Source organism: Rhodopseudomonas sp. P1 (genome assembly GCF_039642825.1).
Lineage (GTDB): Bacteria > Pseudomonadota > Alphaproteobacteria > Rhizobiales > Xanthobacteraceae > Rhodopseudomonas > Rhodopseudomonas palustris_H.
The window spans coordinates 4,437,177-4,448,519 of record NZ_CP088006.1; the positions used below are offsets into that span (position 1 = coordinate 4,437,177).

General features: G+C 65.7%; 10 protein-coding genes. 8 read left to right on the top strand and 2 right to left on the bottom strand.

Annotation, left to right across the window (positions count from 1 at the left end):
* Positions 1–18: 18 nt before the first annotated feature.
* Both LRC39_RS20450 and LRC39_RS20455 read left to right on the top strand, forming a co-directional pair.
* Positions 19–3,336 carry an adenylate/guanylate cyclase domain-containing protein gene (locus tag LRC39_RS20450; RefSeq protein WP_346295465.1) on the top strand — a complete coding sequence of 1,106 codons (3,318 nt, stop codon included), beginning with the start codon at positions 19–21 and terminating at the stop codon, positions 3,334–3,336.
* A 216-nt stretch (positions 3,337–3,552) separates the two neighbouring features.
* The gene (locus LRC39_RS20455; RefSeq protein WP_346295466.1) at positions 3,553–5,673 is read left to right on the top strand and encodes a DEAD/DEAH box helicase; all 2,121 of its coding nucleotides are present in this window, start codon (positions 3,553–3,555) and stop codon (positions 5,671–5,673) included.
* Positions 5,674–5,777: 104 nt separating this feature from the next.
* Here the strand turns inward: LRC39_RS20455 and LRC39_RS20460 are convergent, their stop codons facing one another.
* Positions 5,778–7,049 carry an acyl-CoA dehydrogenase family protein gene (locus tag LRC39_RS20460; RefSeq protein WP_107356676.1) on the bottom strand — a complete coding sequence of 424 codons (1,272 nt, stop codon included), beginning with the start codon at positions 7,047–7,049 and terminating at the stop codon, positions 5,778–5,780.
* A gap of 251 nt (positions 7,050–7,300) precedes the next feature.
* On the opposite strand from LRC39_RS20460, the gene LRC39_RS20465 reads away from it, so the two are divergent.
* The 4 genes from LRC39_RS20465 (at position 7,301) to LRC39_RS20480 (ending at position 9,444) form a co-directional block, all read left to right on the top strand.
* On the top strand, positions 7,301–7,756 hold the full coding sequence (locus LRC39_RS20465; RefSeq protein WP_346295467.1) for a MarR family winged helix-turn-helix transcriptional regulator: 456 nt from the start codon (positions 7,301–7,303) through the stop codon (positions 7,754–7,756).
* A gap of 12 nt (positions 7,757–7,768) precedes the next feature.
* Positions 7,769–8,170 carry a DUF1398 domain-containing protein gene (locus LRC39_RS20470; protein WP_346295468.1) on the top strand — a complete coding sequence of 134 codons (402 nt, stop codon included), beginning with the start codon at positions 7,769–7,771 and terminating at the stop codon, positions 8,168–8,170.
* A 135-nt stretch (positions 8,171–8,305) separates the two neighbouring features.
* Positions 8,306–8,857: a DUF6790 family protein gene (locus tag LRC39_RS20475; protein ID WP_346295469.1), complete on the top strand. Its 552-nt coding sequence runs from the start codon at positions 8,306–8,308 to the stop codon at positions 8,855–8,857.
* 200 nt (positions 8,858–9,057) lie between these two features.
* Entirely contained in the window at positions 9,058–9,444 is a 387-nt protein-coding gene (locus LRC39_RS20480) for a hypothetical protein (RefSeq protein WP_346295470.1), read from the top strand.
* An 85-nt stretch (positions 9,445–9,529) separates the two neighbouring features.
* Here LRC39_RS20480 and LRC39_RS20485 read toward each other — a convergent pair whose 3' ends face one another.
* A complete protein-coding gene (locus LRC39_RS20485) occupies positions 9,530–9,985 on the bottom strand; it encodes a PaaI family thioesterase (protein WP_346295471.1) in 456 nt (151 codons plus the stop codon).
* Positions 9,986–10,099: 114 nt separating this feature from the next.
* Here LRC39_RS20485 and LRC39_RS20490 point away from each other — a divergent pair, with 114 nt between their 5' ends.
* A complete protein-coding gene (locus tag LRC39_RS20490; protein WP_346295472.1) occupies positions 10,100–10,801 on the top strand; it encodes a helix-turn-helix transcriptional regulator in 702 nt (233 codons plus the stop codon).
* A 182-nt stretch (positions 10,802–10,983) separates the two neighbouring features.
* Complete coding sequence (locus LRC39_RS20495; protein ID WP_346295473.1) at positions 10,984–11,241, top strand: type II toxin-antitoxin system Phd/YefM family antitoxin; 258 nt, start codon at positions 10,984–10,986, stop codon at positions 11,239–11,241.
* The last annotated feature ends 102 nt before the right edge of the window (positions 11,242–11,343 follow it).

Consider the following 11,343-nt stretch of genomic DNA (forward strand, 5'->3'; position numbering starts at 1 on the left):
CAACGGACACTAATCAGTATGCGTTGCTCTGCCTGCGGCTTCTCGGCCCCGACGGAGGCGAGCTTCTGCCCACGTTGTGGCGCAAAGCTCAGCCTGCATTGCCAGAGTTGCGGATTTCGGAGCCCGCTCGGGTCGCACTTCTGCGGCGGCTGCGGCGCTTCCCTCATCGAGGCTTCCGAGACGGCCGTCACCGGTGCGTCGAGCGGCTTTGCGCCCGTTCGCGATCAGCGACCGGAGCGGCGCCAGGTCACGATTTTGTTCGTCGATATGATCGGCTCGACCGAAATGTCGGTCCGTCTCGACGAAGAAGACTTCAAGGAGGTCATCTATTGCTACCGCGACATCTGCGCGAGCGCGGTACGTCAATTCGATGGCTGCATCGTCCGCTATATCGGCGACGGCATCCTTATATGTTTCGGTTTTCCCTTCGCCCATGAGGACGATCCGATCCGGGCCACGCGCGCCGGCCTTGCACTTCTCGACAATCTGCAGCGCTTCAATGCCGAAGAGGAGATGAAGGCGATCCACGTGCGGATGGGCATGCACACCGGAATCGTCATCGCAGGCGACCTCAGATCCTCGGACAGTTTCGAGGCAATGGGTATCCTCGGCGAAACGCCTAATATTGCCTCGAGGGTGCAGAGCCTCGCCGCTCCTGATCGTTTGATAATCACCAATCAGACCGCGCAACTCCTCGGCGAACGATTTGATCTCATCGATCTCGGATTGCAGCAGGTCCGCGGCCTCGATGAACTGCTGCATCTGTTTGAGGTTGCCGGCGAGCGGACTGAGGCGGTCCGGGAACGGCCTGCCGCCAGCCACAAGATGATCGGGCGCCAGCAGGAACTGGCGCTGCTACAGGACCGGTTCTTCCGCGCACAGGACGGTGAAGGCCAGGTCGTGCAGATCACAGCCGAAGCCGGCGCCGGCAAGACCAGGCTGGTGCGGGAATTCAAGGCCCGCCTCGATCCAGCAGCGTTTCTGCCGATGACCTGTTACTGCTCGGCCTACAGCCGCTCCAGCGCATTCTATCCGATCATCGAGATGATCCGTCGCGTCGTGAGACCTGACGGCGAGGCGGATGCCGACGAATTGGCGGCGAATCTGCAGCGCGCCTTCGTCGGCTTGGAGACGATCACCCCGGAGGCCACGGCGCTGGTTGCCGAGCTACTCGAGTTGCCGGTTTCCGCCGCGATCAAGGACATCCCGCCGGCCCGACGTCGCGAACTGCTGCTGGAAGTGCTGACGCAGTGGGTCCTCAAACAATCCGAGCACGTTCCTGTCGTCCTCGTCATCGAGGATCTGCATTGGGCAGACGCGTCCACCACCACGCTGCTCCGGCACATCGTGGAACGGCTCTCGAACTGGCGGGTGATGGCCATCTTCACCTTCCGACCGGAATTGACGGCCGAATGGCTGCTGGGACCGCAGGTCACCCGGCTAGGCCTGCGCCGCCTCTCCAAGAACGAAGCAAGAGCGCTGACTGCACAGATTGCCGAGACCTCGACCGTCCCGGAAGACATCATTGCGTCGATCGTCGCCAAGACCGGCGGAATTCCGTTGTTCATCGAAGAGCTCACCAAAGCGGTTCTCGCCGGGGCTTCTTCCGCCGATCATGATCCGGTGCAACTGACGGCGCTCGTCGATAGCATTCCATCCACGCTCCGTGGCTCGTTGGCGGCAAGGCTCGACCGCCTTCAGATCGCAAAGCCGCTGGCGCAGGTCGCCGCGACGCTGGGCCGGACGTTCGACAGCGAAGTGTTGGCGGCCGTCACCGGAGAGAGTCAGCCCGCGCTCCGCGCGCAGCTCGACGAACTGTTGCGCCAGGGCTTCATCCATCAGCACGGAACGCAGGTTCAGGCCAAATACTCGTTCAAGCACGCCCTGATCCAGGAGGCTGCCTACGACTCGCTGCTCAAAAGCGAGAGACGATCGATGCACCGCAGAATCGCGGAAGTCATCTCCACCCAATTCGCTGATGTCGTCGCGGCAACTCCCGAGGTCCTGGCCGAGCATTATGCAGCTGCGGATCTTGCGGAAGCGGCGATCGCGCATTGGGAGGCGGCCGGCAACAAGGCCGCCGAGCGTTCGGCCAATGTCGAGGCTGCCAGCCACTTTGCCAGTGCTCTTGCGATCCTTCGACGATTACCCGACACGGCCGAGCGGGCACGGCGAGAACTATCGCTCGAGTTGGAGCGCGGCTCGCAACTTCTCGCCATCAAGGGGAATGCCGCGCCGCAGGTGGAGGAAGTCTTCACCCGTGCCTATCAGCTCAGCTGGAGACTGGGCGAGCACCGGCTGCTGTTCAGGGCCCTTTATGGGCTCATGATGTTCTTCATCGTGCGAGGTCAGCTCGAAAAGGCGCATCAATGCGGCGTGCGCTTGATCGAACAGGCAGAGCGCGCCGGCGACGACGGCCTTCAGCTGCAGGCCAAGCGGCCGCTTGGACTGACCCAGTTCTATCTCGGCCAATTCAGTAGCGCGAAGGAGACTTTGAAGCAGGCGCTGCAGCTGTACGATCCCGATCGGCATCATCACCATCGGTTCGAATATGGCTCCGATCCGGCGGTTCTGGCGCAATGCAATCTCGCCTGGACCGAGTGGTTCGTCGGTTTGCCGGATACGGCCGTCGCGGACAGCGCACAGGCGATGGCGCGGGCGATCCAGCTCAATCATCCCCACAGCCTCGGCTTCGCGCTCAGCTTCGAGGCCTCAATCCGGCAGAGCCGTGGTGAGTCGAACGAAGCGCTCCACGCCGCCGAGCAGGCAATTCAGATCGGCCAGAGCTATCGCTTCCCCTACTGGAGCGCCTGGGGGCGGATCTTGCGCGGCTGGGCCATCGGCAGGCTGGTCCGCCCGGCAGCGGGCGTAGTCGAAATTAAAGCCGGGCTGGACGATTATCGCGCCACGGGCGCCGAGCTGATCCGGCCCTACGGGCTGATGCTGCTCGCCGAGACACTTGGTGCCGAAGGCGCGGTTGAGGATGCGTTGGCTTTGCTGAACGAAGCGCTCGACATCACAGAGGCCAACAGGACGCTGTTTTGCGGGCCAGAACTGTACCGGCTTCGCGGATCGCTGTTGCTGGCGGCGGACCCGCAGGACGACGCGGGCGGCCACGACCTTGAGAAAGCGGCCGATCTGGCGCACGCGCTCGGCTCGCCGATGCTGGAATTGCGGGCCCTCGTCAGTCTCGTCTCGGCTTCGCCGCATCGGGACAGCTCGGCTCCGTTCCAGCGTCTCGAGCGGCTGCGCGCCGCCATGACCGAAGGCTTCGCCACCGCCGACCTTGCCGAGGCCGCGCGCGTCATCGAACTGGCGGCAACGCATCGCCGCTAGGCGAACGTGGGGCGCCACAGCCATTACGGGGGCTTTTGGGGCCGCTCATCGGACCTGGGTGAGGAACCAATGGCGCCGGGACCAGGATTAGCCTAAAAGAGCGCAACCTCCCATCATCGGCGGCTTGTTGCGACGTACATCGTCCAAGGCCCGCCGGTCGACCGATCCGGTCCCGGGATTTCCCATTCGGCGTGATCGCCCAGAAGGTTGTCGTTCGTGACATTTCCGACCAGTCCCCCGCCGCTCGCGCGAGCTTTGGCGGAGCGTAATTATCTCCAGGCGACGCCGGTGCAGAGCGCGGTGCTGGCGCCCGACACGGTCGGCCGCGACCTGTTGGTGTCGGCGCAGACCGGCTCCGGCAAGACCGTCGCCTACGGGCTGGCGATCGCGCGCGATCTTCTCGGCGACGCCGAGCAGTTCGAGCCCGGCGCCGCACCGCTGGCGCTGATCGTGGCGCCGACCCGCGAATTGGCGCTGCAGGTACACCGCGAGCTGAGCTGGCTGTATCGCCACGCCGGCGCCCGGATCGTCTCCTGCGTCGGCGGCATGGACCCGCGGCGCGAGCAGCGCGAGCTGGCAGACGGCGCCCACATCGTGGTCGGCACGCCGGGGCGGCTGTGCGACCATCTGCGCCGCAACCGGCTCGATGTCTCGCAGCTCAAGGCCGTGGTGCTCGACGAGGCCGACGAGATGCTCGATCTCGGCTTCCGGGAGGACATGGAGTTCATCCTCGAAACCACGCCCGAGACCCGCCGCACCCTGCTGTTCTCGGCGACGTTGCCGCGCGGCATCATCGCGCTGGCCAAGACCTATCAGCACGACGCGATGCGGATCGAGGTCGAAGGCGCCGAGGGCGGCCACGCCGACATCGAGTATCGCGCCATCCGCATTGCGCCGAGCGATGTCGAGCACGCCGTGGTCAACGTGCTGCGCTACGTCGAATCCCCGACCGCGATCGTGTTCTGCAACACCCGCAGCGCCGTGACGCATCTGCAGACCGCGCTGCTCGAGCGCGGCTTCGCCGTGGTGGCGCTATCCGGCGAACTCACCCAGAATGAACGCACCGGTGCGCTCAACGCGCTGCGCGACGGCCGCGCCCGGGTCTGCGTCGCCACCGACGTCGCGGCGCGCGGCATCGATCTGCCGAACCTTGGCCTCGTCATTCACGCCGAGCTGCCGAACGACGCCGAAGTGATGCAGCATCGTTCCGGCCGCACCGGGCGGGCCGGCAACAAGGGCATCAGCGTCCTGTTAGTTCCGCCGGCGCGGCGGCGGCGCGCCGAGCTGCTGCTGCAGCTCGCCGGCATCGAGGCGAACTGGGGCACCGCGCCGCAGGCCGACGAGATCCGCAGCCTCGATCAGCAGCGCATGTTGCAGGACCCGCTGTTCACCGAGGAGCCGACCGCCGAGGATCAGGCGCTGGCGCAGGCGCTGCTCGCCGAGCGCTCGCCCGAGCAGATCGCAGTGGCGCTGGCCAGGGTGGTACGCGCCCGGATGCCGGCACCGGAGGACATTCTCGATCCCGGCGAGCGGCCGACCCGCGGCCGCGACGAGCGTGGCGGCAAGGCTGTGCGCGAGCCGCGCGATCACGAGGCGCGCGATAAGGCGCCGCGGACACGCTCGGCCAAGGCCGGCGAGAAGCACGCGATGGCGGGCGGTGTGTGGTTTCGCGCCGCGATCGGCAAGCGCAAGAATGCCGAGGCGCGCTGGCTGCTGCCGATGATCTGCCGCCGCGGCGGCATCACCCGGCAGGACATCGGCGCGATCCGCATCCTCGACACCACCACCGAGTTCGAGATCTCGCCGGCCGCCGCGGACGCCTTCGCTGCGCAGATCAAGCGGCCGGATCACGACGACAACATCCGGATCGAGCCCTTGATCGGCGCCAAGCCGATCCCGCCGCGCGATGACAAACGTCCGCCGCGGCAAGATGCGGAGCGCAAGCCGGATCGCGACGCGCGCCGCGCCAAGCGCCCCGACTCGTGGTCGCCGCTGTCGGGCGAACCGCTGCCCGATCCGCGCGAGCAGGGCGCGCCGCGTCCGGGCAAGCGCGCGCCGCACGACGACGCTCCGCGCGGCGGCAAGCCGGCGCGGTTCAAGGACAAAAGCTTCAAGGACAAAAGCTTCAAGGACAAGGGCTTCAACGACAAGGGCTTCAAGCCGCGCGGCGAGGAGTCCTTCGAGGGCGATTTCAAAGCCAAGCCGTTCAAGAAAGACGGCTTCAAGGCGGGCAAGGCGAAGGGCGACAAGCCGGCTTACGTCAGCAAGGCCCGCCGCGCCGATCCGTCGGCCAAGAACCCGCCGTTCAAGAAGAAGGCGAAGAAGAAGTTTCGCTGAGGCGTGAGTTCGTCGTGACGCCGGCCTCGCGCCGCGCATCCCACAAATAACAAGGCCGGGGACAATGCCCCCGGCCCTGATGTCGTCAAGCCGATAGCAGTGGCTTACAGCGTCAGCTCGTGGCGGCCGACCACCATCCAGTGCACTTCGTCCGGACCGTCGGCGAAGCGGAGGTGGCGGACGTCGGTGTACATCTCGGCGAGCGGGGTCCACTGCGAGATGCCGGTGGCGCCGTGCATCTGGATCGCCTGATCGATGATCTTGCAGGCGCGCTCAGGCACCATCGCCTTGACCATGCTGACCCAGACGCGCGCTTCCTTGTTGCCGAGCACGTCCATCGCTTTGGCGGCCTTCAGCACCATCAGCCGCATCGCTTCGATCTCGCAGCGCGCCTGCGCGATGATCTGCATGTTGCCGCCGAGATGCGCCAGCTTCTTGCCGAACGCTTCGCGGGTCAGGCCGCGCGCCACCATCAGGTCGAGCGCCTTCTCGGCCTTGCCGATGGTGCGCATGCAGTGATGGATGCGGCCGGGGCCGAGCCGGAGCTGCGAGATCTCGAAGCCGCGGCCTTCGCCGAGCAGGATGTTCTCCTTCGGCACCCGGACATTGTTGAAGCGCATGTGCATGTGGCCGCGCGGCGCGTGGTCGTGGCCGAACACATGCATCGGGCCGAGCACTTCGACGCCGGGGGTGTCGACGGGTACCAGGATCTGCGACTGCTGCTTGCTCGGCGCGGCGGTCGGATCGGTCTTGACCATCACGATCATGATCTTGCAGCGCGGATCGCCGAGGCCGGAGATGTAGTACTTCTCGCCGTTGATCACCCACTCGTTGCCGTCGAGCACGGCCGAGGTCGAGACGTTCTTGGCGTCGGACGAAGCGACGTTCGGCTCGGTCATCACATAGGCCGAGCGGATCTCGCCGTTGAGCAGCGGCTTCAGCCACTTCTCTTTCTGCTCAGGGGTGCCGACGCGCTCCAGCACTTCCATGTTGCCGGTGTCGGGCGCCGAGCAGTTCATCACTTCGGAGGCGAGCGGCGCCTTGCCGAGTTCGACCGCGATATAGGCGTAGTCGAGATTGCTCAGGCCTTCGCCGGTTTCGGCGTCGGGCAGGAAGAAGTTCCAGAGGCCTTCTTCCTTGGCCTTGGCCTTGGCCTTGCCGAGCAGATCGAGCTGTTCCTGCGAGAACGACCAGCGGTTCGGATTCTTCGCTTCCGCGATATCGAACTCGTGCTGCATCGGCTCGACGGTCTCGGCGATGAACTTCTTCACATGGTCGTAGAGCGGCCGGACGGCTTCGCTCATCCGCAGATCGTTGAGCGCGTCTTCGGGCGCGAGCGTGTAAGGGGTCTGGCGGGGGACGTAGGCCGTCTGCATGCGGGCGTGCTCCTCGTGGCTTTTCTTGGTTGCGTTTCTTGGCGTCGTTGGCAGCCGTCCCGCGTGGGACAGCCGCGCACCGGTTATAGACACGAACCCGCCGGGTTGTCTTGATCGAACTGCGTTTAAAACAGCGTGTGAACCTAATCCCGCACTGCGAAAAATCGTCTCCGCGCTCACCGCACCGAAGATAGTTGACTAGGCAACCGCAGCGACCTATTTGGTTTCCTAGTCAATTAGTCGAGCCCGTGATGACCGCCGCCGTCCCCGACCTCACCGATCACCTCGGCTACTGGCTGCGCCAGGTGTCGAACCATGTCTCGCAGGCTTTCGCCCGCAAGGTCGCGGCCAAGGGCGTCACCGTCGCCGAATGGGCGATGATGCGCGTGCTGTACGAGACCGGCAACGTCGCGCCCAGCCGGCTGGCGGACGAGATGGGGATGACGCGCGGTGCGATCTCCAAACTGGCGGAGCGGCTGATCGCAAAATCGCTGGTGGTGCGGCAGGCCAGCGCCACCGACGGCCGGGCGCAGACGCTGCGGCTGACCAAGCAAGGCGCGCGGCTGGTGCCGCAACTCGCCGCGCTGGCCGATCAGAACGAGCGCGAGTGCTTTGCGCATCTCAGCGACAGGGATCGGGCCGCGCTGCAGCGCATCCTGCGCGACAGCGTTGCCCGGCTCGGCATCACCGCGGTCGCGGTCGACTGAAAGGATTGCGCGATGGACACTCGCCTTGCCGCCGTCGCCGAACACTGCCTGCGAGCAGCGGAAGATGGCACCATGACCTTCCCACAGATCGTCGGCGCGCTGATTGAAGCGGGGTTCGAAAGCTATGCGGTCGATTTCCGCCGCGCCACGGCGATCTATTATCGCGCCGATGGCGACAGCATCGAACTGGCGACGTATCGGCACGAGGTGCCGGTCGCAGCCGCGTTCGACGCCCCGGCGGTGCAGGCCGCGATCCGCGACGCGCAGCAGCTTGCGCCCGGCTACAGCTATGCGGGTTTCTGCAGCCGGGTGATGGCGGCGGGCTGCGCCTGTTATGTCGTGTCGTTCAGCGGGCGCCGCGCGGTGTATCTCGGCCGCACCGCCGAGTTCCACGTCGAGCAGTTCCCGACTTAGCGAAGCGCCCTCGCCTGCTGATCATCCAACGGCGTCGCGCTCGATTGCTGCGGTCCGAATGAGTGTTACCATCGACCCGATCGCGCCGCTGCAGCTCCATGGCTGCGGCGATCATCACCGAACGGAGAACCAGGCATGGCGGAAGTGATCAAGGCGACAATCGTATTCGTGCTGTCGAACTTTTCCCTGAGCTTCTTCGTCATCGGCCTGCTGTTCGGGCTGGTCGCGATCGCGCGCGCGCCGAAGCCGCTGCGCTTCCCGGACGTGATCGACCGGCTGCTGGCCTGGCACCTGTTCTGGTCGATCGGCGTCTGCTACTTCTACAACTTCGTGATGCACGGTTTCTTCGGCAAGATGTCGGCGGCGTTCATCGGCTGGGCCGACAGTCCGTTCCAGTTCGAAGTCGCCACCGCGAGCCTCGGATACTCCGTCGTCGGCTTCCTCGCCGCCTTCCGCAGCTTCGACCTCCGCCTCGCTGCGATCGTCGGCCCCGGCCTGTTCACGCTCGGCGCCGCCGCCGGTCATATCAATCAGATGGTGACGCAGCACAATTTCGCCCCGGGCAACGCCGGCGTGGTGTTCTACACCGACATCCTCATCCCGCTTTTCGGCGCGGCGTTGCTGTGGCTGCAGCATCGCAGCCGAGCCGATCGCGTGACTGCGGCGCCGTCAGGCCGCGCGGCCTGAGCGCCGATCGCGCCGGACAAACAAGCGATAGGCCGGGTGATCATCCCGAGCGCAGCGCGTTGAACTTGCAAGCCCGCTTGCCGAACAAAGGGGAAAGTCGACCGACGCCGCAGCCGGCGGCTCCGCGCCGCCCCCATCTCGATCATGCCGACGGGCCGCCGCGAGCTTCTCGGCGCCGCCCAGCAGCGAGGACGCGCCGCATGCCCATCATCATGCTGAGTGCCGTGATCGGCATCCTGTTTCTGCAAGCGACCGGCGCGATCCCGGCAGGCAGCGTCGGCGGGCCGATGCTGATCGCGCTGGCCTTCCTGCTCGGCGCCGTGGCGGTCGGCATCCACGATGCCCGAACGAGCCAACGCGGTCCGCTCGGCTGGATCGTCAGCATCGCCGTCGCACTCACCGGCGCCTTCCTCTGTGCCCCGCTCGGCGGCATGGCCGTGACCATGCTGCTCGCCCCGTTCGTGCAGGGCTCCTCCTCCCTCGCCGCCGCCGGCGGCCCGGTGATGGCCGCCGCGCTCGCGGGCGCGATGATCGTCACGCTGGCGGGATCGTGGGGCGCGATCTGGGTGGTGAACAGATGGCGGTGAGCGGCGGCGCGGATAAGGGAGCGATATCCGCGTGAGCGAGCGTTTCAAGGCCGCGTGCCGCCGCGCTCAGCCGGGCCACGCATCTTCAAGCGAGCTTCGTCTGCTGAGGGCCGCGGTGCACCGCAACCGCTCTCGCGGTTGCCGTGGCGGTCGCGATCAGCCTGTGATCGGAATCGCGCAGCTCCCCTTCGAGGAACAGGATTTCGCGACCTCTGTGTACCACGCGACCTCGTCCGACCAGTCGTCCGGGCCTTGCGGGCCGCATGAAGCTCACCTTCAGCTCCAGGGTCTGCGCCATCCGGTCGCCGCCAAGAAAGGCCATCGCCGCCGGTCCAACCGTATCGTCGAGCATCGCGCCTAGAAGGCCGCCTTGGACCGATCCGGCCGGATTGAGGAAGGATTCGGTTGCCAGAAACTCGACCTCGATGCTCCCCGCTGCCGGATCGATGGCTAGCAGCTTCCAACCCAATAGCTGCGCGGCGGGCGGTGCGGTCCGGCGGCCTTCAATCATGTCCCAGAACTGTCCCACCCGATTTGTCATCGAAGACTCTCCTTTGGAAGACGCTTCGCCCGGGCTGAAAGACAACCCGGCACGTGCCCGCGATGGATATTCGCTATAGGATGGCTCCTGACAGCGTGGTGTCAGGAGGCGACGGTGCGGCGGGCAGATCGACTGCTGGATTTGATCGCGCGGCTGAAGGGCGGGAAACTGGTTGTTGCGGAGCAATTGGCCGAGCAATTGGAGGTGTCGGTTCGCACCGTGTACCGCGATATTGCTACCTTGCAGGCGCAGGGGCTCCCGATCGATGGCCAAGCCGGCGTGGGTTACATGCTGCGCGGGAACGTGAACCTGCCGGCGCTGACACTCAGCCACAATCAGCTCGACGCGGTGTCACTCGGCCTGTCGCTGGTGGAATGGATCGGCGATGACGACCTCGCGCAGGCAGCCGTCAGCGCCCGCGCCAAGATCGACGCGACCTGGGGCGACCAACCGACACCGGCGCCATCGCAGCGACATCTGTTGGCGCGCGAGCTGCCGCACCGCAAAGCCCCGCCCTTCACCAGTTCGATCCGCCGAGCCATTCGGGAGCGCCGCATCATCAAGCTGGACTATGCGGCCGAGGATGGAGGCCGATCCACCCGCGACGTCCGCCCGCTCGGGCTCCGCGCGTTTCATGCCGGCTGGCTGCTGATTGCGTGGTGCAATCACCGCGGCGCCTTCCGAGTCTTCCGCCTCGACCGCATTCTGGCTTGCGAGCTTTCGAAGCAAACCTTCCCGTACCAAGCCGAGCGCGAACTGGCGGCCTACTTTTCGGAACGCGGGAATGAATCTTATCGTCGGGGCGCGCGTAGATGAATGGTCGGCCCAGCTTATGACCTGAATGTCCGCCAATTCAAGGCGCATAGCTCGGCGTGAAGGTGCGGAAGCCCATAGGCGGCGGGCTATTCCACCAATACGGATGGCTCCTGCCACGACTTGACCGCAATCGTTCCGCTGCGCACTCTGGCTCGCAATCCTAGCTCCAAAGAACCACGCAGATGACAGAGCACCGTTGGTCGATGCAGGATGCGAAGAACCGCTTTAGCGAGCTGGTCGAGGCCGCGCGGCGCAGTCCGCAGACGGTGACGAAGCACGGCAAGCCCGCTGTCGTCGTGATCGACGTGGCCGAGTACGAACGACTCCAGCAACTCGAACGCGCCACCGCCCCGTCGTCCGCCGATGTGCTGTTGGCGATACCGCAGGACGATGGCGACTTTTCGCGCGACGCCGTGCGGATACGCGACGTCGAGCAGTGACGTTCCAGATCGGTGCCGTCACGCTGTCTCAGACTACAAAAACAGCTGCACCATCGTAAGGCGGGTTAGCCAAAGGCGTAACCCGCCGAACAGTCACCGGCG